We start from the raw sequence: 21,165 nt of genomic DNA, 5'->3' as shown, positions 1-21,165 counted from the left end.
GGCGGATCCTCAGCGGCGCACGGCCGACAGCAGGGTCTGGAACATGGCATCGGCGGTGCTGATCACCTGCGCCGCGGCCTGGTAGGCCTGCTGGAAGCGCATCATGTCGGCGGCTTCCTCGTCGAGGTTCACGCCGCTCACCGAATCGCGTTCAGCGGTGACCTGGGCGTGGATCGCGCTCTGCGCCTCCAGCCCGAGGCTGGCGTGGCGGGCGTCGGTGCCGACGCGTGCGGTGAGCTGCGACAGGCCGGCGGTCAGCGACTGGCTGCCGCCGTCGAGGATCGCGCGCTGGTCGAGCGCGCCCAGCGCCAGCGCGTTGCCGTTGTCGGTCGACCGCGGCGGCGTGCGCGCCAGGGTGAAGGCGTCGCCGGCGGCCGGCGCGCCTTCCAGCGACAGCGACCAGCCGCCACCGGGCGCGGCGATCGCGGCGCCGGCGGTGTAGGCGTAGGGGCCGGCGCCGTCGATGGTGTACTGGTTGGCGTCGATGAATTCGATCGTGGCGCCGGCGAAGCCGGCGAACGCCGTGGCATCGGTGACCTGCGCCGACGCCGCGCGTGCATTGCCCAGGTTGCCGCTGTCGGTGGCGGCCTGCAGCGGCGAAGCCGCGGCGATCCCGGCCGGATCGGTGAGTGCCACGCGCAGGCTGGCGGCGGCATCGGCCACCGGGCGCAGCGCGAAGCGGTCGCCCGCCGCGGGCGTGCCGGAGATCTCGAACGACACGCCGGCGACCCGGAACGGATCGGCCGCGGTGCCGCTGCCGGACAACGCCACCGCCTCGCCGGTATCGGCGCGGCTGGCGGACCAGGCGCCGTCGTAGCGCAGCACCAGGTCCTGGCCCTTGAGCGCCGCGGCATCGTCCACGCGCGCGGCGATGGTGGCGCTGCCGGTGTTGCCGGTATGCGCGTCCACCCGCGGCGGCGACAGCGAGAAGAAGTCGGCGCCGGGCGCGCCGGTGTAGTCGACGCCCGCGCGCTGCGCGGCGTTGAACGAGGTGGCGAACACGGTGGCCAGCCGGCCGAGTTCGGCGCGCGCCGGATCCAGCACCCGGTCGCGGAACTCGAGCACGCCGCCGAGTTCGCCGGACACGCTCGACGACGGCAGCCGCACCTTGCCGCTGGGGCCGTCGAGCGCGATCTGCTGGCGATCGGGGCGCAGCGGGTCGGCCACGGTCGTGAGCTTCATCGCCTGCGCGCCGAGCACCAGCGGCTGGCCGCCGGCGGTGAACACGTTGAGCGAGCCGTCGTCCTGCGCGATCGCTTCGGCGCCGACCAGGCCCGCGAGCTGTTCCACGCGCAGCGCGCGCGCGTCGAGCAGGTCGGGCGAGACGTTGCGGCCGCCGTCGAGGATCGCGCGGTTGAGGCCGGCGATCTCGCTGGCGAGCTGGTTGGCATCGGAGATCGTGCTCTGCAGCCGTTGCCCCGATTCCTGCTCGAGCGCCGAGAGCTGGCCGTCGAGCGAGCGCCAGCGGCCGGCGAGCTGTTCGCCGGCGGCGAGCAGCTGTTGCCGCGCCACGCTGGAGCCGGGTTCGGCGGAAACCGCGTCGGCGGCGGTGAAGAACGCCGACCATTGCGACGACAGTCCGGTAGCGGGGTCGGAGACCAGCGCGTCGACGCGCGCGGACAGCGAGGACAGCTGCCCCAGCCGGCCGAGTTCGCCGCTGCTGTCGACCTGGCGCGCGAACACCAGGCCGTCCGCCAGCCGCTGCAGGCCGGCCACGTCGACCCCCTGGCCGACCCAGCTGCTGCCCTCGGGATGGCCGGCGCGCGCGGCCAGCTCGACCCGCTGGCGGCTGTAGCCCGGGGTCGAGGCATTGGCGACGTTGTGGCTGACGGTGCCCAGCGCGCGCTGGAACGCGAGCAGCGCGGAGGTGCCGGAGCTGAGCATCCCGGTCATGGCTTATCCCCTGGTGCCCGCGGCGGCGGCCGAGGCGGTGGTGGTGACGGCATCGGACCGGTCGGCGGCGGGCGCCGGCGCCGCGCTTGCGTACTGCACCGGCGACGGCTGGCGCGCCGGCATCGCGGCCAGCGCGCGGTTCAGGGTGGCGCCGTTGGCGATCGCGGTGATCTTGGCCGCGTACGATGGATCCGTGGCATAGCCGGCCTTCTGCAACGCGCTGGCGAAACGGTGCACGTCGTCGCCGGTGCCGCGCGCGGCGGCGTAGCGGTCGCGGCCGATCAGCCGGGTGTAGTCGGCGAAGCTCTCGGCGACCGAGCCGTAGGCGCGGAAGTCGGCGCGTTCGTCCACGCGCTTGCCGCCGACGAATTCGTGGGTGCGCGCGCTCATCCGCTCGCCCTGCCAGCCGCCGGTGGCCTTGATCCCGAACAGGTTGAGCGACGAGGTGTTCTCGCGGCCGGCGAAGCGGCGGCCCCAGCCGGTCTCGAGCGCGGCCTGCGCCACCAGCGCCCTGGCCGGCACGCCGAGTTCGGCCGCGGCCTTCTGCGCCTGCGGCCAGATCGACTGCACGAAGGCCTCGGGCGAGCTGGCGTCGAGCGGCGCGTCGGCCACCGCGGCCGCGGAAGACAGGTCGAAAGCGGGGTCGGGCTGCGCCGGGCGTGGCGGCGCGTACGCCTGCACGTCCAGGCCCGGCATCGAGACGCCGCTGCGCGTCGGCGCCAGCGGCAGCATGCCGGACGCGCCCGACAGCGGCAGCATCCCGGGCGGCTGGCCGTGGATCCGCAGCGGCATCGCCGCCGGCGCCGCAGGCGCGGGTTCAGTGCCGCCGGCGCTGCGCTCGAGCTGGCGCATGATCATCGGCGCCAGGCCCAGGCCGCGGCCTTTCGACAGTTCGCGCGCCAGCTGCTGGTCGTACATGTCGCGGTAGCGGGTATCGCCGCCCAGGCCGCCGTCGGGCGAGGCGCTGCGCATGGTCTTGATCAGCATCTGCGCGAACTGCGTTTCCAGCTCGCGCGCGGCCTTCTCGATGCCCGCGCGCGGCGTGGCCTGCGAGGGCGAGAGTTCGATCGCGGTGGCGGCGGGCAGGCGCATCAGAAGGCCGGGATTCGGGATGACCAGACGTTCGTCTGTTGAAAGCCGGAATTCGGGATTCGGAAAAGCGGGCTACCGGCGGCCACCGGTTTCCGGCTGAGTGCGGTCGAGATGGCGGCGGACCAGTGCATGTGGGCACGGATGCAAGCGCCGTGCCCCGGCCACGCGTCGGAAATGCGAACGGGAACCGGCCCCTTGCCGATTCCCGATTCCCCATTCCCGATTCCCGGCTTCATATGACTTCCAGCTCCGCGCGCAGCGCGCCGGCGCGCTTGAGCGCCTCGAGGATCGCGACGATGTCGCCCGGCGCCGCGCCGACGGCGTTGACCGCGCGCACGATCGACTCCAGCGACGAGCCGCCTTCGAACAGGAACATGCGGCCGCCGTCCTGGCTGACCTCGAGCGTGGACTGCGGCGCGACCACGGTGCCGCCGCGGCCGAACGCCCCGGGCTGGCTGACCTGGACGCTCTCGGTGACCGAGACCGTCAGCGAGCCGTGCGAGACCGCCGCCGGCATCACCGTGACCTCGCCGCCCATCACCACGGTGCCGGTGCGGGCGTTGACGATCACCTTGGCCGCGGCGGCGCCGGGGCTGACGTCCAGCGTCTCCAGCCGCGAGAGGAAGGCGATGCGGTCGCCGGCCGGCGGCGTGACCTCGATGGTGACGCCGTCGAGCGCGCGCGCGCGGCCGGGGCCGAAGGCGCCGTCGATGGCCGAGACGATGCGCGCGGCGGTGGTGAAGTCGGAATCGTGCAGGTTGAGCGTGACCACGCCGGTCGGCGCGGCGCCCGCCACCGCGCGCTCGACGATCGCGCCGTTGGGAATGCTGCCGCCGTTGGGCGCGTTGGTGGAGATGCGCGAGCCGTCGCGGCCCGAGGCGCCGAAGCCGCTGACCACCAGGGTGCCCTGGGCGATCGCGTAGACCTGGCCGTCGGCGCCCTTGAGCGGTGCCATCAGCAGGCTGCCGCCGCGCAGCGAACCGGCGTTGCCGATCGACGACACGGTGATGTCGATGGTCTGCCCGGGCTTGGCGAACGGCGGCAGCTCGGCCTGGATCGCGACCGCGGCCACGTTCTTCAGCTGCGGGTTCACGCCCGGAGGCAGGGTCACGCCGAGCTGGTCGAGCATGGTCTTCAGGCTCTGCACCGTGAAGGGCGTCTGGCTGGTGCGGTCGCCGCTGCCGTCCAGTCCCACCACCAGGCCGTAGCCGACCAGCGGATTGCCGCGCACCCCGGCCACCTGGGCCAAGTCCTTGATCCGCTCCGCCTGCGCCGGCATCGCGAACACCAGCAGTGCGAGCCCCGCGACCGTAGCCCGGATAAGGCCAAACGCCGCATCCGGGGCCTTTCTCCACCGACGCGGCGCAACATGCGCGCCCGCCTGCCCCCACCACGCCTTCATCGAATCCAACCGGAACATGGCGCGGCCCTCAGTACGGGAATGCAGCGGAATTGAAGAACCGGCCGAGCCAGCCCATCGCGTTCGAACGCGCCAGGGTGCCGCGGCCGCCGTAGAGGATCTGGGCCTCGCCGACGCGGTCGGAGGTGATGCGGTTGTCCGGACCGATATCGGCCATCCGCACCAGGCCTTGAATCTGGACCAGCTCGTCGCCCTGGTTCAGGCGCACCTGCTTCTGCCCGGCGACGCGCAGGTTGCCGTTGCCGAGGTCCTCGACCACGCTGACGGTGATGTCGCCGGCGAGCTGGTTGCTCTGGGCGCTGTCGCCGGCGCCGGCGAAGTCGCGCGAGCCTTCGATCTCGGCCTGCAGCAGCGGCCGGCCGTTGTAGGTGACGCTCTGGCCGAACAGGGTCGGCGCGGCCATGCCGACGCCGCTGTCCTTGGTGACCGAGGTGCGGGCATTGGTCTTGGCGCGGGTGTTCTCCACCAGCACGATGGTCAGCAGGTCGCCGACGCCGCGCGCCTTGCTGTCCTGGAACAGACGCAGGCCGCGCTGGCTGCCGCCGCCGGCATTGGCGCTGGCGTAGATCGAGCCGCCGCCGTCGCCGCTGGCCGCGACGGTCGTCGACGCCGCGCCGGGATGGCCGGGCTGGCCCGCCACGCCGTGCGCAGGCGCCGCGTAGCCGGGCGCGTAGCCGGCGGCCACCACGGGTGCGGCGAACGGGCGCGCATCGCCCATCGCGGTGGCGCATCCTGCCAGGGCGAGCGCGATGCACGGGATCAGGAGCGCTTTCATCGGCGTGCTCACAGGTTGTTGTTGAGGAAGCCCAGCATCGAGTCGATCGTCGAGATCGCCTTGGCGTTGGTTTCGTAGGCGCGCTGGGTCTCGATCATCGAGACCAGCTCCTGCACGACGTTGACGTTCGAGCCTTCCAGCGAACCCTGCACCAGCAGGCCCATGCCGTTCTCGCCGGGCGCGCCGCTCTGCGCGGGGCCGCTGGCGCCGGTCTCGATGTAGAGGTTCTCGCCCTTGGCCTGTAGGCCGGCGGGATTGACGAAGTCGGCGATGGTCAGCGCGCCCACCTGCACCGCCTCGGGCTGGCCGGCGAGCTGCACGCTCACGGTGCCGTCGGCGCCGATGGTCACCGCCTGCGCGCCTTCGGGCAGCTGCAGGCCGGGCTGGATCGGGAAGCCGGAGTTGTTCACCAGCTCGCCCTGGGCGTTGATCTGGAAGCTGCCGTCGCGGGTGTAGGCGGTGCTGCCGTCGGGCAGCAGCACCTCGAAGAAGCCGCGGCCGTTGATCGCCACGTCCAGCGCGCCGCCGGTCTGGCCGAGGCTGCCCTGGGCGAACTCCTTCGAGGTCGCGGCCACGCGCACGCCGGTGCCGACCGACAGCCCGGTGGGCAGGGTGGTCTGTTCGGAGGTGGCGCCGCCGGGCTGGCGGGTGGTCTGGTACAGCAGGTCCTCGAAGCTGGCGCGGTCGCGCTTGAAGCCGGTGGTGTTGGTGTTGGCGAGGTTGTTGGAGATGACCGCCATGCGCGTCTGCTGCGCGTCGAGGCCGGTCTTGGCGATCCATAGAGCCTGGGTCATGGCGGGTTACTCCGGTGGGCGCGTCAGCGCGAGGACAGCAGGGTGTTGGCGGCGCGTGAGGTCTCGTCACCGCTGTGCAAGACCCGTACCTGCATCTCGAACTGGCGGGCGAGCTCGATCATCGACACCAGGCTGCCGGCCGCATCGACGTTGCTGCCCTCGCGCACCCCGGCGGTCAGCACGCTGCCGGCGGCGGGTGCTGGCGGCTGGACGCCGGGCGCTGGGCGCATCAGGCCGTCGTCGCCGCGGACCATGTCGCGGGTCGCGGCCGCGACCACCTGCAGGCGGCCGGCCTCGGCCATGGTCGCCATCGGCTGGCCCTGCGGCACCACGGACACGGTGCCGTCGCCGCCGATCTCGATCGCATCGGAGGGCGGCAGCGCCATCGGCGCGCCGCCGGCGTCGAGCACCTGCAGCCCGCTGGCGGTGGTCAGCAGGCCGTTCTGGTTGAGCTGGAGGTCGCCGGCGCGGGTGTAGGCGACGCCGCCGTTGCGGTCCTGCACCGCCAGCCAGTGGCCGGCCTGCAGTGCGACGTCGAGCGGGTTGCCGGTGGTGGTGAGCGCGCCGGGGGCATCGCTCACGCCCAGCGTGCGCTGCACCGTCGCCACCCGCGAGGCGAAGCCCGGGCCTTCGACCGGCGAGGCGACCGTGCCGCTGAGCGTGGCCTGGAAGCCGGTGGTGTCGACGTTGGCGAGGTTGTGCGCGACCGCGGCCTGGCCACGCAGGGTGGCGCTGGCGCCGGTCATCGCGATGTAGAGGGACTTGTCCATGAGGATCCGGGATTCGGGAGACGGGATTCGGGATTTGGGGGGCTCCGGGGCGCGTCGATGCGCCTGTCCGAATCCCGAATCCCGTCTCCCGAATCCCGCCGCGTCAGCGGATATTGATGACGGTCTGCGTCAGCTGGTCCTGGGCCTGGATCATCTGTGCGTTGGCCTGGAAGTTGCGTTGCGCGGTGATCATGTTCACCAGCTGCTCGGTGAGATTGACGTTCGAGGCCTCCAGCGCGCCGCCCTGGATCTGGCCGAACTCGGCGGTGCCGGCGGCGCCGCGCAGCGCCTGGCCGGAGCCGAAGGTCTCGGCCCAGGCGTTGTCGCCGATCGGCTGCAGGCCCTGTGGGTTGGCGAAGTTGGTCAGCGCCACCTGGCCCAGCGGATTCGACTCGCCGTTGCTGTAGCGCGCGCTCACCACGCCTTCCTCCGAGATCTCGATGCTGCTCAGGCGGCCGGTGGCATGGCCGTCCTGGACCAGCGCCGATACGCCGAAGCGGTCGCCGTACTGGGTGGAGCCGTCGAATTCCAGGGTGATGTCCATCGCCGCCGCGCCGCCGGGCGGGGTGAACGCCGGCAGCGCGATCTCGCCGTCGGCGGGCACGACCAGGGCGCCGGTATCGGAGTACTGCAGGGTCTGCGGGGCGCCGACGTCGACGCCGTCGATCTGGGTGTGCACGGTCCACTCGTTCGGATTGGCGGTGCGCACGAAGTACATCGACTGCGAGTGCGAGGCGCCGAGCGAGTCGTACACCGTCAACGAGGTGGTGTGGTTGTAGCTCTCCGGATCGTTCGGATCGAACGGAGTCGCCGCCGGCGGGCTGGCATTGCCGGGCAGGTTGAGGCCGACATCGACCTGGCCGGTGGCGCGCGGCGGGGCGTCGCCGGTGGCCAGGCGCAGGTCGGACATGCGGCCGGTGTCGAAGCCCTGGCCGCTGGCGTTGGGCAGGAACACCTGCAGCCGCTGGCCGGTGGGATTGACCACGTAGCCCTCGCGGTCGGCGCCGAAATTGCCGGCGCGGGTGTACGACAGCCCGGCGCCGCCGGACAGGGTGAAGAAGCCCTCGCCGCTCAGCGCCATGTCCAGCGACTTGCCGGTGTAGTCGACGTTGCCCTGGGCGAACTGCTGCGCCACGCGCTGCAGACGGGTGCCGGCGCCGATGGCGTTGTTCGACAGGCCGTAGCCGGACACCGCGAACACGTCGCCGAACTCGCCGCGCGACTGCTTGAAGCCGGTGCTGTTGGCGTTGGCGATGTTGTTGGAGGTGATGTTGAGGTCGGCCGAGGCCGCGTTCATGCCGCTCAGCGAGATGAGGAAACTCATGGTGTGCTCCTGGGAAGGTCCGGCATGCGCGCGGACGGGCGGTGCCGGGGTCAGCCGATGCGATGGACCGCGGAGAGCGGCACGCCGCCCATGCCCGCGAGGTTGAGGAACAGGCCGGTGGGTTCGATCGAGACGCTGTCCACGCGCGCGCTGGCGCGCACGTCGAGCAGGTCGGCGTCGACGGCCGACGGATCGCTGCCGCCGGTGACGGCGCGGAAGCTGTAGGTACCGGCGGCGACCGCATTGCCGGCTTCGTCGCGCCCGTCCCATTCGAAGGCCGTGGCGCCGGCGGCGCCGGCCTCCAGGGTCATGCGCCGCACGCGGTTGCCGTTGGCGTCGACCACGTCCAGGGTCACCGGTCCGGCCGAGCGCGCGGAGATCTCGCCACGCAGCCCGGCACCGGCGGCCAGGTCGACCGATTCGATCCCGACCAGCGCCTCGCGGCCCACCAGCGCGGCCGCGCGCAGGGTCTGGTCGGATTCCATCACGCTGGCCATCGCCGCCATCGCGCCCTGCATCCCCTCGATGCCCTGCACGGTGGAGAACTGCGCCAGCTGGCCGAGGAACTGGTTGTTGTCCAGCGGCTTGAGCGGATCCTGGTTCTTGAGCTGCTCGGTCATCAGGTGCAGGAAGTCGGCCTGGCCCAGCGCGGTGCTGCGCGGCGCCTGCTGCTGGCCGAGGCCGAGCGAGGCGTAGTCGGTGCCGTTGGCGATCGTGGTCATCGGGTGTCCTCGTGGCGGGCGCGCACTCAGCGGCCCATGTTCAGGGTGGCCATGGCGAGTTCCTTGGCGCTGTTGAAGACCTCGACGTTGGCCTGGTAGCTGCGCGAGGCGGAGATCAGGTCCACCATCTGCGCCACCGGATCGATGTCGGGCGCGTACACGTAGCCTTCGGCGTCGGCGAGCGGATGGCCGGGTTCGTAGCGCTTGAGCGGCTGCGCGGTGCTGTCGTTGACCGCATCCACGCGCACGCCCGCGAGCGCCGGGTTGCCGTCGATCGGCGTGGCCGAGAACACCGGTTGCTTGGCGCGGAACACCTCGTCGGGGTTGCCGCTGACCGAATTGGCGTTGGCCAGGTTGGAGGCGATGGTGGACAGGCGCACCGACTGCGCGTTCATCGCCGAACCGGCGACGTCGAAGATCGGGAGGTTGCTCATGGGCGGGCTCCGTTCACGGCGGTCACTGGCCGGTGATCGCGGTCAGCATTCCGCGCACCTTGGACTCGACGAACGACATCGAGGCCCGGTACTCGAGCGTGGCCTGGGCGTAGACCGCGTTCTCGCGGTCGCCGTCGACGGTGTTGCCGTCCAGGCTCGGCTGGGTGGAGAGGCGGGCGTAGCGCGCCGCTTCGGCGGCGGTGGTGATGGCGTCGCCGCCCGCGGCGGTGCCGGGGTGCAGGGCGGACGCCAGCGCGCTGTTGAAGTCGAGGTCCTGGGCCTTGTAGCCCGGGGTGTCGGCGTTGGCGATGTTGGCGCTGAGCAGTTGCAGGCGCTGCTCGCGCAGGGCGAGCGCGGTGCCGTGGATGCCTAGGAAATCGGACATGGAGCCCTCCGGGGGCGGATACGCCCTGGAAGGCAGGCAAGCGGCGTGCCAGCCGCGCCCCGGAACCGGCCCTGCCGGCCTAGCGCAGGGCGTTGATCCGCGCGGTCACGCGCTGCGCCAGCTCGTTTTCCGAGTACTTGGGCACGAAATCGTCGGCCCCCACGCGCTCGACCATGGCCTGGTTGAACACCCCGGACAGCGAGGTGTGCAACAGCACGAACATCCCGCGCAGGGCCGGGTCGCGACGGATTTCCGTCGTCAGGGTGTAGCCGTCCATCGCCGGCATCTCGATGTCGGAGATCACCATCGCATAGCGCTCGCCCGGCGGTTCGCCGTTGCGGGCCAGCGCCTGCAGGTGGTCCAGGGCCTGGCGGCCGTCGGACAGCAGCACCGCCTCCAGCCCGAGCTGCTCGAGCACGGTGCGGATCTGGTTGCGGGCCACGCGCGAGTCGTCGACCACCAGCACCTCGCGCGGGCCGCCGGTCACAGGCAGCGGGCCGAGCGTGCCCAGGTCGCTGCCGCGCGGGGCCGATTCGGCCAGCACGCTTTCGACATCGATCAGCTGGATCAGCTCGCCCTGGTGGCGGGCGACGCCGGTGAGGTAGTTGCAGTCGCCGCCGAGTTCGGGCGGCGGCTGGATGTGCTCGACCGCGATGTTGACGATGCGGTCGACCCCGGCCACCAGGAAACCCTGCACCGAGCGGTTGAACTCGGTGACCACCAGGTAATGCGGTTCGCCGGCGCCTTCGCCGTCGTGCCCGATCGCGCGCGCGAGGTCCAGCACCGGCACGCTGCGCCCGCGCACGTCGGCGGCGCCGGCGAAGGCCTTCGGCAACTGCGGCAGGGTGAACAGCGGCGGCCGCTGCAGCACTTCCTTGACCTTGAACACGTTGACGCCAAAAAGCTGACGGCTCCCCAGCCGGAACAGCAGCAGCGCCAGCCGGTTGTGGCCGGCCAGCCGGGTGCGCTGGTCGATACGGTCAAGCAGGTCCTGGCTCATGGAACAGGGTGTCGGCCGCGGCGCGCGGATCTTGAGGGGTGTCTGGATCCGGGATCCCGTTGGTTCGCCGGCCCACCACCGAAAGCCGAGTCATCCCCGCGAACGCAGGGATCCAGTGTTCCCCCGGGGGGCTGGGGCCGTGGGGCTGACTGCCTCCGGATGGGCCGCAGTGCCACGGGGGGAGATGGCGCACCGCTCGGGCAGACATCCATGTCCGCACTCGCGGCCGCGGCACATCCATGTGCCGCTTGCGCCATCTCCCCCCGCGTCCCTGCGGCTGGAGGCTGCAGCTCTCCGCCTTCGGGCACGTGCGCCAGGACGGAAATCCGCGCCTGGCGGGGCCGAGATGAGCAAGGGGGCTTCTTGCCGAAGGCGGGAAAGCACGGATTGGCGAGCCGAACCTCGGCGGCCGGTGGTCGCGACGAGCGCGCCATGGATGGCGCGCGCCCGAGTCAGGGCAGGGTGAGCGTGGATGGCATGCGCGGCATGCCGCGCATCCGCGCGAACGCCCGGCGCACTGCGCCGGGCCGGACCGCAAAGCGGCCCTGACCGAGGGAAGAGCGATCTCCGGGCGCCAGGCTACGGCGCCCTTCCGAAGCGACGAATCGCTTAAGGCACGGCACTTGCACCCCCCCCTGATAAGAGCTGATCCACAGGAGTGACCATGCCCGTCGCCGAGTCCCATCCGTCACGAGTCGCCGCACCCCGCCTTGTGTGGGTAGCGATCGTGCTGGCGCTCGCGTGGGCCGCCTGGCCTGCGCCGGGCGCCGCGCAGGACATGCAGTCGCTGGATTCGATTTCCGAAGCGGCGATCAACGCGCTCGGGGCAGGCGACGCGCAATCCGCCGAGGCAGTGCTGGCGCATTCGTTGCGGCTCAGGCGCTGCCAGCAGCCGCTGCAGGCGGTGGCCACCGGCCCGACCACCGCCCAGGTCCGCTGCGACGACAGCCCGGGCTGGAAACTGTACGTGCCGGTGCGCGTCCGCCGCGAGGCCGAGGTGGTGGTGCTGCGCAGTCCGGCGGCCGCCGGCGTGCCGATCACCGCCGACCAGTTGGTGGTGCAGCGGCGCGACATCGGCGCCGAGGGCGGCGCCACCTTCGTCGACCCGGCGACCCTTGTCGGCCGCGTGCCCAGCCGGGCCATGGGTCCCGGCGTGGTCCCGACCGAGGACGACCTGTCGCTGGGAACCCCGCTGCGCCGCGGCGATCCGGTGGTGCTGGTGTCGCGCACCGGCGGCGTCGAGGTGCGGATGCCCGGCCGGGCGCTGGGACCGGCGCAGGCCGGGGGCCGGATCGGGGTGGAGAACGTCTCCTCGCGCCGGGTCCTGCGCGGGCGGCTGGTCGCCGAGGGCGTGGTCGAACTGCTGCCATGACCCTCGAAAGGCCAATGTGCGACCGGGTTCAAGTTCCTCCGGGGGGTGCCGTTACAGTGCTCGAACAGGCATCCCCAGGAGCACGCCATGACCCAGAAGATCGACGGCACCGGGCCGATCGCGCGACCACCCGAGACGGCCAGCCGGCCGCTTCCCGCGGCGCGCGCCGGCGCCGAACGCAGCGCCCCCGTGGCCGCTGCCGAGAGCATCCGCCTCACCGGCGAGGCCGAAGGACTGCAGGCGCTGGAGCGCGAGCTCGGCACCGGCCCGGCCGGCATCGACCTTGCGCGCGTGAACGCGTTGCGCGCGGCGATCGCCGACGGCAGCTACCAGGTCGACGCGCAGGCGGTGGCGACCCGCATGCTGGATCTCGAGCGCCAGCTCGGGGGCTAGCATGAACGCCGCCGTCGCGACCGACCATCCGCTCGAGGCGCTGGAACGGGCGCTGGACGCGGAGCGCAGGGCCCTGCTGGAGAACGACGTCGACGCCCTGCTGGCATCGACGGCCGACAAGCTCAGCGCGCTGCGGCGCGCCGAGTCGGCGCAGCCCGGGGTGATCGCCGCCGAACGCCTGGAGGCGCTGCGCCTGCAGAACCAGGCCAATGGCGTGCTGCTGTCGCGGCGCCGCCGCGAGGTGGGCTGGGCGCTGCGCCACATCGGCCGCGTCGAATCCACCGGCGTGTACGATTCGCGTGGACAGCCGGGCGCCAGATCCCAGGCGCGCTGTCTGGGAGTGGGATGAGCGCACAGGGCAACGACAGGCAAGGCGAGCACACCGCACCGTCCGGCGACGGCGACATCCACTGGGCGTTCCGCACCACGGAGAATGCCGTGATCCTGCTCGACGGCGAGCGCCGGATCCTCCATGCCAATCCGTCCGCCCGGGCGCTGGCCGAGCGCGCGCTGCCGGGCCAGGGCGCCGGGGAACTGCTGGCGCTGCTGCCCGCGGGCGCCTGGGACCAGGCGCGCGACAGCGGCCGGTGGGCCGGCGAGGTCACCGTGCCCTCCGGCATCGTGCTGGAGATCGTGGTGCGCAACGGCCTCGGCATGGGCGACGGCGTCGCCCTCCATCTCGTGACCTTCGACGACGTCAGCCAGCGCAACGCGCGCCAGGCGGAACTGCAGCAGCGCCACGACGAACTCCAGGCCGCGCATCACCGGCTGGCCGGCGCCCAGGAACAGCTGCTGCAGTCGGAGAAGATGGCCTCGATCGGCCTGCTCGCCGCCGGCGTCGCGCACGAGATCAACAACCCCATCGGCTACGTCCACTCCAACCTCGGCACGCTGCACGAATACATCGGCGCGCTGTTCGCGCTGATCGAAGCGCAGGACGCGGCGCTCCAGTCCGCCGACCCGGCCGCCGCCCGCGAGGACGTGCGCGCCCAGCGCGAGCGCCTGGACATCGACTTCATCCTCGGCGACCTGCCCAAGCTGCTGGCGGAGTCGCGCGAGGGGATCGAGCGCGTGACCAAGATCGTGCAGGACCTGAAGGAGTTCTCCTATCTCGGCCGCGGCGATCCGATGCGTCCGTCGGACCTGCACAAGGGCCTCGAGTCCACCCTCAACATCGTCTGGAACGACCTCAAGTACAAGGTGCGGGTGGAAAAGCACTACGGCGAGTTGCCGCTGGTGGAATGCCACCTGTCGGAGATCAACCAGGTGCTGATGTGCCTGCTGATCAACGCCGGCCAGTCGATCGACAACCGCGGCACCATCGACATCGCCACCGGCGCCGAGGACGGCGAGGCCTGGATCAGCATCGCCGACAGCGGCTGCGGCATCCCGCCGGAGGCGTTGCCGCGCATCTTCGATCCGTTCTACACCAGCAAGCCGATCGGCCGCGGCACCGGGCTCGGCCTCGCCATCGCCTATCGCATCGTGTCCAAGCACCACGGCCGCATCGAGGTCGCCAGCGAAGTGGGCGTCGGCAGCACGTTCCGCGTGGTGCTGCCGGTGGTGCAGCCGGTCGCCGCCGACGCGCAGGATCAGTAGCCGGGATAGTCGCCTTCGGCATTGCGCTCGTGCGAGCGGAACGCGGCCTCGATGTGGCCGCGCAGTTCGTCGTCGTTCCAGGGCTTGGTCAGGAAGCGGTAGATCGCGCCGCGGTTGATCGCCTCGGTGATCGTGGCCAGGTCGGTGTAGCCCGACAGCACCATGCGCACCGTATCCGGGTACAGGTCGCGCACCTTGGCCAGGAACTCGGTGCCGCTCATGTCGGGCATGCGCTGGTCGGAGACGATGACCTGCACGCTGTTGCTGGCCAGCAGGTCGAAGGCCTCGCGCACGCTGTTGGCGGTCAGCACCTTGTAGCCGTCGCGACGGAACAGCCGCACCAGCGAACGCAGCACGTTGTCCTCGTCGTCGAGCAGCAGCAGGGTGCGCTCGGGATGGGTGTCGGCGAATGCGGACGGCAGCAGGAACCGGCGCTGCACCAGCGGATCGAGCACCTCCGCCGGCAGCGGCGGACTGAACAGGTGGCCGAGGAAGAAGTCGCAGTGGTTGCGGCGCAGGAAGCCCAGTTCGGCCTCGGTCTCCACCCCCTTGGCGGTGAGCTTCATGCCCAGGCGATGGCCCATGGCGATGATGCCGCGCACGATCGCGGCGCTGCGCGGATCGCTGGCGACGTTGCGGATGAAGCTGCGGCCGATCTGCAGCCGGTCGAGCGGATACTGCGCCAGCGCCGCGAAACCCAGGCCGCCCTTGCCGAAGTCCTGCACGGTCAGGGTCGCGCCCAGGGCGCGCAGGCCGGTGAGGGTGTCGTGGATGCGGTACGCATCGAGCGCCAGCGCGCCCTCGGGCAGTTCGAACTCGAACGAGCTCGCCCGCAGCTGGTGCCGGTGCAGGCGTTCGCCGATCGCGTCGAGGCAGTCGGCGCGCGCCAGCAGCATGCCGTCGAGGTGGATCGACAGCGCCAGATAGTCCAGGCCGCGCTCGCGCCAGGACACCAGCTGCTGCATCGCCGCGTCGACCACCCACAGCCCGAGCCGGCTCGACAGGCCCGCACGCTCGACCCTGCCGAGGAAGCGGTTCGGGCGCAGCAGGCCGTTGTCGGTGGAATCCCAGCGCAGCAACGCGCTGAATCCGACCAGGCCGCCATCCTGGGCCGCGACCTGCGGCTGGTAGTACAGGCGCAGTTCGTCGTTCTCGAGCGCCTGCACGAAGCGGTCGGCGAACCCGCCCTCGGACGCCGCCTTGGCCTGGGTCCCCGAGTAGAGCCCGACGTTGTTGTGCCCGGCGCGCTTGCTCTGGCGCAGCGCGCGCTCGGCGCTGGCCAGCAACGCGGCGGCGTCGGCGCCGTGTTCCGGAAACACCGCGATGCCGATCGAGACCGTCACCGGCAGCGTGTACGGGGGAATCGACAGCGGCCCCTCGAGCGCGTCGCGGAACAGGTCGGCCAGCGCCTCGCCGTTCGGCTCGCCCTCGCGATAGGGGATGCAGGCGATGAACTCGTCGCTGCACAGCCGCCACAACGAGGCCGCCTGCGGCATCGCCTTGCGCAGCCGTTGCGCGACCGCGGCGAGCACCTGGTCGCCGACCGCCTCGCCCATGTTGACGTTGACCAGCTGCAGCATGTCGATGTCCACGTGCAGCAGCGCGACGCTGCGCCGGCTGGCGCGCGCGGCGGCCAGCGCGGCGGTCAGGCTGGGACCGCCGGCGCCGAGCCGGTACAGCGAGGTCACCGGGTCGACCGGGACGCCGCTGGGTTCGTGGTAGCCGACATTCATGGCCGAAGGGTATCCCGTCGACTGCGACGCTTCACTGCACGGCGTCGCGAGCCCGTGCAGGCGAATGCGGCCACGGTCGCGATTTGGCCGCGCGGCATCGGTCGGGCCGGCACAGGTCCCGGCCGGCGGGCACTGCGATGGTTGCGGCGCGCCCGCGTGCGGTGTCGGACCTCAGGGACGGTCCGCGGGAGCCGTCGCGAGTCGCGGGGCTTCCGCCGCGACCGTCCCCGCGGCGGCGGAGGCGCCGATCCGGATCCGGGTGAGGGGCGAGGCGCCGAACGCCTGGTCCAGGTCGACCGAGACACGCGTGCGCTGGTCGGCCCAGACCTGCCGCACCCCCCCGCCTTCGCTGCGCCTGGCGAGCAACCGGTAGCCGCGCTGCGCCATCGCCGTCTCGTAGAACGCCGCGGCGGACCCGGCCGTGCCGGGATAGGCGTAGCTGCGGCCGTGCTCGCCCGCGGCGAACTCCTGCGCCCGCGGCGGCACGGGGATTGCATCGAGCAGGGCGGGCACGGCGCGGCGGTCCACCACCTGCACGCCGACGGCGAAGCTGCCGTCGCGGGCGTGGGCGAGCACGGCGAGGCCGGCCATGGCGAGGACGACCGTCAGGGTGAGGTGTGGGCGCATGTCCTGCATAACGGCCGCACTCGCGCAGGCTGTTGCCTGGTCACCGGCCCGCGCCCGGAACTGGGCGGGGCGTCACGTCCGGCGGGGCAGCATGACCGCTGCAGAGAGCGCGTCGGGCGCTGTGGCGATGCTGACGCATGGCGTCAGCAAGCGACGTGAAAGTCCCTCGTGTGACCGTCGTCTACTAAAGTCTGTGCCCTCGGCCTTCCCATTCGATGGCGACTGGGTTACAACGAATGCGGGTGGTCCGTCACAGTTTGATGGCTCCATCCAGGCCTGGGGCGGCCGTTATCGTGGGGTTTGGCATTGAATTTGCTCCGGTGTCCCGGCGATGTCCGAAGACGCCGGTGGTGCGCCGCCGGTCCGTTTCCTTCCTATCCGAGTGCGAACCATGCCCATGTCCAAGACCCGCCTGTCCGTCGCCCTGTGCTGCACCCTTGCCGCCGGCAGCGCCTTCGCCGGCCCGTCGCCGCAGACGGCCAACTTCCAGGTGACCGCGAACGTGGCCTCCAGCTGCACGGTCAGCGCCACCAACATCGCGTTCGGCGCCTACGATCCGGCCGATGCGAACGCCACCGCGCCGCGGGACGCCAACGGCAGCGTCAGCGTCCGCTGCACGCGCGGCACCTCGACCGCGGTCGCCGCGCTCAACCAGGGCGCCAACCCGGCCACGGGTTCGACCTGCGCCAGTCCGCTGCGGCAGATGACCGGCGGCGCCACGCTGCGCCTGCGCTACGACATCTACCAGGACGCCGGGCGCGCCACCGCCTGGGGCTGCGACGCCACCAACAGCCAGGCGGTGCCGACGTTCACCTCGTCGCTGACGCCGGTGACGCTGACCACCTACGGCCGTATCCCCGCCGGCCAGGACGCCGCGATCGGCAGCTACACCGACACCGTGCAGGTTTCGGTCACGTTCTGAACCCCGCGGGGCTGCCCGGCAGCCCCGCGTCGTTGCGGGAGGGTCGTCGTTGAGCTTGCATCCATTCCGCGCCCGGCGCGCGCTTGCGCGTGCCTGCATGGCGCTCGCCGTCATGGCCGCCGGCAGCGCGGCGGCGGCCGAGTTCACCCTGAACCCGACCCGCGTCCATCTCGACCGGGCGCGCTCGATCGAGACCCTCGTGCTCGGCAACGCCGATACGCGGCCGCTGAGCTTCGAAGCCTCGGTCCAGCAGTGGGCGATGGCCGCGGACGGCAGCTGGCAACTGCAGCCCAGCGACGATCTGGTCGTGCATCCGCTGGTCTTCACCGTCCAGCCGGGCGAGCAGGCGCGGCTGCGGGTGGGCACGCTGGAACCCGAGACCGCGACCGAGCGCGCCTACCGCATCGAACTGCAGCAGTTGCCCGGCGGCGGCACCGACGGGGTGCAGGTCGAAGTGCTGACCAGGCTCAGCGTGCCGGTGTTCGTGCGACCGCCGGCGCCGACGCCGGCGACCGCCGCGACACTGGAAGGCGCCTCGTTCGGTGCCGACGGATTGCGCCTGACCCTGGCCAACACCGGCGCTCATTACCTGCCGCCGCAGGAAGCCCGGTTGCGCCTGCTCGATGCCGCAGGGCGGACGCTGGAGGAAACCCCGCTGGCGGTGGGATACGTGCTGGCGGGGGCGCAACTGCCGCTGCCGGTGCACCCGGTTCCCGGCCAGGCCTGCGCGCGCGCGGCGCGGGTCGAACTGCACCTCCCGGAAACCGACGCCACCGTCGTCGCGCCGCTGCCGGCCAGCCCCCGGCGATGCGGCGGCTGAGCGCGGGCCGCCACCACCGGCTGACATCCCTCGCCCTCGTGCTCCTGTGGGCGTCGGCCGCGGGCGCGCGGGCCCAGGCGCAGGACGAAATCCTGCTGCTGGACCTGTGCCTCAACACCCGCTGCAGCGGTGTCGCCGCGGTGATAATCCGCGACGGGCGGGTCCTGATCGACCGCGAGGCGCTGCTGGCCGCGGGCCTGGACCCCACCGCCCTGGCGGCCGAGCAGGTCGGCGGCCGCGGCTTCGTGGAGGCCGCGGCGCTGGGTCGCGGCATCGATGTGAGGGTCGACCGCGACAACCTGCGCGTGGACCTGACCCAGCGCGCCGAGGACATGCCGGCGCAGACCCTCGACCTGCGCACGCGCGATCGCGCCGATCCCGCGGCGCAGCCATGGACGGCCTTCGTGAACTACGCGGTCGGCGTCGGCGACGCGCAGGGCGGGCGCGATGCCGGCCTCGAGAGCGTGTTCCTCGACGCCGCGGCCGGGCGCGGCCCGGCGGCGCTGCGCAGCACCGCGTTCTGGGATCCCGACAACGGCTGGCGCCGGGGCCTGAGCCGGATCGAGCTCGACCAGACCGCGCATCTGCGGCGCTGGACCCTCGGCGACCAGGTCGCGGTGGCGGGCGATCCCCTCGGCGGCGGGACCCTGCTCGGCGGCATCGGCGTGGCCCGGGCGTTCGACCAGGATCCCTACCTGGTGACCTTCCCGCAGCCGTTCTACCAGGGCGTGATCGAGACCCCGGGGGTGGTCGAGGTGTACGCCAACGGGGCGCTGATCGGGCGCCGCGAGGTCGGGGCCGGGCCGATCAACCTGCAGAACCTCGGCGTGCCGCCGGGGCGCAGCGACGTGCGGGTGGTGATCCGCGATCCCTTCGGCAACCGTCGCGAGCTGTCCACCGCGACCTACTACGGCGGCAGCGCGCTGCTGGCGCCGGGGCTGTCGGACTACGCCCTGCGCCTGGGCGTGGTGCGGGGCGGCGGCGGCCTCGACGACGATTACGGCGACACGCCCGCATGGCAGGGCTGGTACCGGCGCGGCGTCAGCGACCGTCTCACGCTCGGGGCGCGCAGCGAAGGCGACGACGCCTTCGCCAACGTCGGCGTCGACGCGACCCTGCGCACCGACCTCGGCGAGTTCGGCGTCGCGCTGGCGCGCAGCCGCGACGAGGTGGCCGGCGCCGGCGATGGCGTCTCGCTCAGTTACAGCTATGGCGGCCCGCGCATGGGCCTGTCGCTGGGCGCGCGCCGTTTCAGCGCCGCGTACCGCAACCTCGGCTCGCCGTTCGACCTGCTCGGTGCGCGGCTGCGGGAAGACGATTACGCCAACCTGTCCTGGTCGCCGCTGACGCAGCTGTCGCTGCAGCTGGGGCACGGCCGGCAGCGGCGCGAGGGGCTGGGCGCGGAGCGCAACACCAGCTTCGGCGCCACATGGCGGGTGTCCTCGTGGGTGCAGATGCTGTTCATGGTGCAGCGGAGCCAGGGGCTGTTCGAGGACACCTCCGCCCTGCTCAGCCTCAACATCGCGCTGGCCCGCGACAGCCTGGCGTTCAACGTCCGCGACCAGCGACTGCGCGGCATCGACGGCGCCGCGGACAGCCGCAACCGGGGCTACGGCATCGACGCCCGTCGCTCGCGGCCGGTCGACACCGGCTGGGGCTACGACGTCAGCCTGCAGCACGACGGATTCGGCGACAGCGGCTTCGGCCAGGTCGAGTACCAGGGACGGCATGGCCGCTACGCCCTGCAGATGGACCATTTCGGCGGCCGCACCGGTGGCCGCCTGCTGGCCAACGGCGCCCTGGTCGCCATCGGCGGGCGCGCCTACGCCACGCCGCCGCTGGAGACGGGGTTCGCCCTGGTGCGCGTGCCGGACGTCGCCGGGGTGCCGATCCTGCGCGAGAACCTGGAGGTCGGCCGCACCGATGCGCGCGGCGACCTGCTGGTGCGCGGCCTGATTCCCTACTACGCCAACCGGATCGCGCTCGATCCGGCGCAGGTGCCGCTGGCCTACGAGATCGTGCGGGAGGCGGGCAGCCTGTCCGTGTTCCGCAACACCGGCAGCGTGGCGACCCTCGAGGCGCGTCCGCTGCACGCCGTGTCCGGACGGATCGCGGTGCGCGATGCGCAGGGTACGCGCCCGGTCGCCTTCGGCCTGCTGCAACTGGAGCACGAGGGCGCCGAGCATCGCAGCCCGCTGGGCTCGGAAGGGCGCTTCTATTTCGAACGGCTGCCGCCCGGCCGCTACCGGGCCAGCGTCGACAGCGATGGCGCGCGCGCGTGGTGCCGGATCGAGATCCCCCCGCCAAGCGGCGCCGGCATCCGCGATCTGGGGGTCATCGAATGCACGCCGACGACACGAGGGGAACCATGAGCAGGATCGACGTCGCCCATCTCCGCTGCCGCGCCGCATCGCGTCGCACGCGTGGCGCACCCGAGCGCGCTGCGCGTACTGCGCTGCTGGCCGTGCTGCTGGCCGGCGCGGGCGCCGCGCAGGCCGGCGACTGCATGATCTCGGCCACGCCGATCAGCTTTGGCCCCTACGATCCGATCACCACCGCCACGCCGATCGACAGCAGCGGCAGCATCCGCGTCGACTGCGACCCGACCACCTTCGGCGAGGCGCTGTTCGGCGTGTTCGTCACGATCTCGCTCAGCCAGGGCAGTTCGGGCACGTACGCGGCGCGCACGCTGCGGCAGGCGCCGGCCTCGATCCTGCAGTACAACCTGTACACCACCGCCGCGCGCGCCACCGTCTGGGGCAACGGCAGCGGCGGCACCCAGACCGTCGGCGGCGGCGTGGGCGGGATCTTCAGCGGGCAGCCGACGCCGCGCAGTTTCCCCGTGTACGGCCGGATCCCGGCCGGGCAGGATCCCCACCTCGGCCTGCACAGCGACACGATCACCGTGGCCGTGGTGTTCTGAAGACCACCGCGGCGCCCGGGTGGCGGCCGGTCACCGCGGTTCCGGGCCAGCCTCGGGTGGCGCGACACCGTCGCCGCGCTTGCGTTATCGGCGCGCGGCCGCGCCGGGTCGCCGTCGCAAGCCTGATGCGAGGCGGGGGCCGCCGCGGAAGCGCCGACCGCGGCGCA

21 protein-coding genes are annotated in these 21,165 nt (G+C 72.3%); 8 read left to right on the top strand and 13 right to left on the bottom strand.

The window, feature by feature from the left end:
- Positions 1 to 9 precede the first annotated feature (9 nt).
- The 11 genes from flgK to FZO89_RS08460 all read right to left on the bottom strand — a co-directional run bounded on the left by flgK (position 10) and on the right by FZO89_RS08460 (position 10,609).
- Complete coding sequence (flgK, locus tag FZO89_RS08510; protein WP_262378579.1) at positions 10 to 1,893, bottom strand: flagellar hook-associated protein FlgK; 1,884 nt, start codon at positions 1,891 to 1,893, stop codon at positions 10 to 12.
- Between the two features lie 3 nt (positions 1,894 to 1,896).
- Complete coding sequence (gene flgJ, locus FZO89_RS08505) at positions 1,897 to 2,985, bottom strand: flagellar assembly peptidoglycan hydrolase FlgJ (RefSeq protein WP_149102848.1); 1,089 nt, start codon at positions 2,983 to 2,985, stop codon at positions 1,897 to 1,899.
- A 232-nt stretch (positions 2,986 to 3,217) separates the two neighbouring features.
- A complete protein-coding gene (locus tag FZO89_RS08500; protein ID WP_262378705.1) occupies positions 3,218 to 4,264 on the bottom strand; it encodes a flagellar basal body P-ring protein FlgI in 1,047 nt (348 codons plus the stop codon).
- 151 nt (positions 4,265 to 4,415) lie between these two features.
- Positions 4,416 to 5,180, bottom strand: coding sequence for a flagellar basal body L-ring protein FlgH (locus FZO89_RS08495; RefSeq protein WP_149102847.1), 765 nt, complete (start codon positions 5,178 to 5,180; stop codon positions 4,416 to 4,418).
- An 8-nt stretch (positions 5,181 to 5,188) separates the two neighbouring features.
- A complete protein-coding gene (gene flgG, locus FZO89_RS08490) occupies positions 5,189 to 5,974 on the bottom strand; it encodes a flagellar basal-body rod protein FlgG (protein ID WP_149102846.1) in 786 nt (261 codons plus the stop codon).
- 23 nt (positions 5,975 to 5,997) lie between these two features.
- Positions 5,998 to 6,744, bottom strand: a complete 747-nt coding sequence (locus tag FZO89_RS08485) for a flagellar basal body rod protein FlgF (RefSeq protein WP_149102845.1) — start codon at positions 6,742 to 6,744, stop codon at positions 5,998 to 6,000.
- A gap of 103 nt (positions 6,745 to 6,847) precedes the next feature.
- Positions 6,848 to 8,068 (bottom strand): flagellar hook protein FlgE, encoded by a 1,221-nt coding sequence (gene flgE / locus FZO89_RS08480; protein ID WP_149102844.1) that lies wholly within the window; start codon positions 8,066 to 8,068, stop codon positions 6,848 to 6,850.
- A 50-nt stretch (positions 8,069 to 8,118) separates the two neighbouring features.
- Complete coding sequence (locus FZO89_RS08475; RefSeq protein ID WP_149102843.1) at positions 8,119 to 8,790, bottom strand: flagellar hook assembly protein FlgD; 672 nt, start codon at positions 8,788 to 8,790, stop codon at positions 8,119 to 8,121.
- Between the two features lie 26 nt (positions 8,791 to 8,816).
- Positions 8,817 to 9,224, bottom strand: a complete 408-nt coding sequence (gene flgC / locus FZO89_RS08470) for a flagellar basal body rod protein FlgC (RefSeq protein WP_149102842.1) — start codon at positions 9,222 to 9,224, stop codon at positions 8,817 to 8,819.
- Positions 9,225 to 9,246: 22 nt separating this feature from the next.
- On the bottom strand, positions 9,247 to 9,609 hold the full coding sequence (gene flgB, locus FZO89_RS08465) for a flagellar basal body rod protein FlgB (RefSeq protein ID WP_149102841.1): 363 nt from the start codon (positions 9,607 to 9,609) through the stop codon (positions 9,247 to 9,249).
- A 79-nt stretch (positions 9,610 to 9,688) separates the two neighbouring features.
- The gene (locus FZO89_RS08460; protein ID WP_149102840.1) at positions 9,689 to 10,609 is read right to left on the bottom strand and encodes a chemotaxis protein CheV; all 921 of its coding nucleotides are present in this window, start codon (positions 10,607 to 10,609) and stop codon (positions 9,689 to 9,691) included.
- Positions 10,610 to 11,273: 664 nt separating this feature from the next.
- Here FZO89_RS08460 and flgA point away from each other — a divergent pair.
- The 4 genes from flgA to FZO89_RS08440 all read left to right on the top strand — a co-directional run bounded on the left by flgA (position 11,274) and on the right by FZO89_RS08440 (position 13,973).
- Entirely contained in the window at positions 11,274 to 11,981 is a 708-nt protein-coding gene (flgA, locus tag FZO89_RS08455) for a flagellar basal body P-ring formation chaperone FlgA (protein ID WP_149102839.1), read from the top strand.
- Positions 11,982 to 12,068: 87 nt separating this feature from the next.
- On the top strand, positions 12,069 to 12,374 hold the full coding sequence (flgM, locus tag FZO89_RS08450; protein ID WP_149102838.1) for a flagellar biosynthesis anti-sigma factor FlgM: 306 nt from the start codon (positions 12,069 to 12,071) through the stop codon (positions 12,372 to 12,374).
- Position 12,375: 1 nt separating this feature from the next.
- Complete coding sequence (locus tag FZO89_RS08445) at positions 12,376 to 12,723, top strand: flagellar protein FlgN (RefSeq protein ID WP_149102837.1); 348 nt, start codon at positions 12,376 to 12,378, stop codon at positions 12,721 to 12,723.
- Entirely contained in the window at positions 12,720 to 13,973 is a 1,254-nt protein-coding gene (locus FZO89_RS08440; protein WP_149102836.1) for an ATP-binding protein, read from the top strand. Before FZO89_RS08445 ends, FZO89_RS08440 begins: the two co-directional genes overlap by 4 nt.
- Here the strand turns inward: FZO89_RS08440 and FZO89_RS08435 are convergent.
- Positions 13,967 to 15,706, bottom strand: a complete 1,740-nt coding sequence (locus tag FZO89_RS08435; RefSeq protein ID WP_149102835.1) for an EAL domain-containing protein — start codon at positions 15,704 to 15,706, stop codon at positions 13,967 to 13,969. The genes FZO89_RS08440 and FZO89_RS08435 overlap by 7 nt on opposite strands.
- Positions 15,707 to 15,877: 171 nt before the next feature.
- Positions 15,878 to 16,333 carry a hypothetical protein gene (locus tag FZO89_RS08430; RefSeq protein WP_149102834.1) on the bottom strand — a complete coding sequence of 152 codons (456 nt, stop codon included), beginning with the start codon at positions 16,331 to 16,333 and terminating at the stop codon, positions 15,878 to 15,880.
- A 397-nt stretch (positions 16,334 to 16,730) separates the two neighbouring features.
- On the opposite strand from FZO89_RS08430, the gene FZO89_RS08425 reads away from it, so the two are divergent.
- From FZO89_RS08425 to FZO89_RS08410, 4 genes are read left to right on the top strand one after another with little or no spacing between them, the layout of a single operon-like run.
- Positions 16,731 to 17,255 carry a Csu type fimbrial protein gene (locus FZO89_RS08425; RefSeq protein WP_187471093.1) on the top strand — a complete coding sequence of 175 codons (525 nt, stop codon included), beginning with the start codon at positions 16,731 to 16,733 and terminating at the stop codon, positions 17,253 to 17,255.
- 49 nt (positions 17,256 to 17,304) lie between these two features.
- On the top strand, positions 17,305 to 18,075 hold the full coding sequence (locus tag FZO89_RS08420) for a fimbrial biogenesis chaperone (RefSeq protein WP_149102832.1): 771 nt from the start codon (positions 17,305 to 17,307) through the stop codon (positions 18,073 to 18,075).
- A complete protein-coding gene (locus tag FZO89_RS08415; protein ID WP_149102831.1) occupies positions 18,063 to 20,447 on the top strand; it encodes a fimbria/pilus outer membrane usher protein in 2,385 nt (794 codons plus the stop codon). The genes FZO89_RS08420 and FZO89_RS08415 overlap by 13 nt, the downstream gene beginning before the upstream one ends.
- The gene (locus tag FZO89_RS08410; RefSeq protein ID WP_187471092.1) at positions 20,444 to 20,998 is read left to right on the top strand and encodes a Csu type fimbrial protein; all 555 of its coding nucleotides are present in this window, start codon (positions 20,444 to 20,446) and stop codon (positions 20,996 to 20,998) included. The genes FZO89_RS08415 and FZO89_RS08410 overlap by 4 nt, the downstream gene beginning before the upstream one ends.
- The last annotated feature ends 167 nt before the right edge of the window (positions 20,999 to 21,165 follow it).

The sequence above is a fragment of the Luteimonas viscosa genome (genome assembly GCF_008244685.1).
In the GTDB taxonomy this organism is placed as follows: Bacteria; Pseudomonadota; Gammaproteobacteria; order Xanthomonadales; family Xanthomonadaceae; genus Luteimonas; species Luteimonas viscosa.
This window is presented reverse-complemented; position numbering and strand designations above follow the sequence as displayed.

Excerpts from the sequence above, each read along its gene's own strand:
- flgM (WP_149102838.1), top strand. The coding sequence starts at position 12,069 with ATGACCCAGAAGATCGACGGCACCGGGCCGATCGCGCGACCACCCGAG.
- FZO89_RS08460 (WP_149102840.1), bottom strand. The coding sequence starts at position 10,609 with ATGAGCCAGGACCTGCTTGACCGTATCGACCAGCGCACCCGGCTGGCC.
- FZO89_RS08440 (WP_149102836.1), top strand. The coding sequence starts at position 12,720 with ATGAGCGCACAGGGCAACGACAGGCAAGGCGAGCACACCGCACCGTCC.
- FZO89_RS08485 (WP_149102845.1), bottom strand. The coding sequence starts at position 6,744 with ATGGACAAGTCCCTCTACATCGCGATGACCGGCGCCAGCGCCACCCTG.
- FZO89_RS08425 (WP_187471093.1), top strand. The coding sequence starts at position 16,731 with ATGTCCAAGACCCGCCTGTCCGTCGCCCTGTGCTGCACCCTTGCCGCC.
- flgC (WP_149102842.1), bottom strand. The coding sequence starts at position 9,224 with ATGAGCAACCTCCCGATCTTCGACGTCGCCGGTTCGGCGATGAACGCG.
- FZO89_RS08435 (WP_149102835.1), bottom strand. The coding sequence starts at position 15,706 with ATGAATGTCGGCTACCACGAACCCAGCGGCGTCCCGGTCGACCCGGTG.
- flgJ (WP_149102848.1), bottom strand. The coding sequence starts at position 2,985 with ATGCGCCTGCCCGCCGCCACCGCGATCGAACTCTCGCCCTCGCAGGCC.
- FZO89_RS08410 (WP_187471092.1), top strand. The coding sequence starts at position 20,444 with ATGAGCAGGATCGACGTCGCCCATCTCCGCTGCCGCGCCGCATCGCGT.
- FZO89_RS08415 (WP_149102831.1), top strand. The coding sequence starts at position 18,063 with ATGCGGCGGCTGAGCGCGGGCCGCCACCACCGGCTGACATCCCTCGCC.
- FZO89_RS08500 (WP_262378705.1), bottom strand. The coding sequence starts at position 4,264 with ATGCCGGCGCAGGCGGAGCGGATCAAGGACTTGGCCCAGGTGGCCGGG.
- flgG (WP_149102846.1), bottom strand. The coding sequence starts at position 5,974 with ATGACCCAGGCTCTATGGATCGCCAAGACCGGCCTCGACGCGCAGCAG.
- flgE (WP_149102844.1), bottom strand. The coding sequence starts at position 8,068 with ATGAGTTTCCTCATCTCGCTGAGCGGCATGAACGCGGCCTCGGCCGAC.
- FZO89_RS08495 (WP_149102847.1), bottom strand. The coding sequence starts at position 5,180 with ATGAAAGCGCTCCTGATCCCGTGCATCGCGCTCGCCCTGGCAGGATGC.
- flgA (WP_149102839.1), top strand. The coding sequence starts at position 11,274 with ATGCCCGTCGCCGAGTCCCATCCGTCACGAGTCGCCGCACCCCGCCTT.
- flgB (WP_149102841.1), bottom strand. The coding sequence starts at position 9,609 with ATGTCCGATTTCCTAGGCATCCACGGCACCGCGCTCGCCCTGCGCGAG.
- FZO89_RS08475 (WP_149102843.1), bottom strand. The coding sequence starts at position 8,790 with ATGACCACGATCGCCAACGGCACCGACTACGCCTCGCTCGGCCTCGGC.
- FZO89_RS08430 (WP_149102834.1), bottom strand. The coding sequence starts at position 16,333 with ATGCGCCCACACCTCACCCTGACGGTCGTCCTCGCCATGGCCGGCCTC.
- FZO89_RS08445 (WP_149102837.1), top strand. The coding sequence starts at position 12,376 with ATGAACGCCGCCGTCGCGACCGACCATCCGCTCGAGGCGCTGGAACGG.
- flgK (WP_262378579.1), bottom strand. The coding sequence starts at position 1,893 with ATGACCGGGATGCTCAGCTCCGGCACCTCCGCGCTGCTCGCGTTCCAG.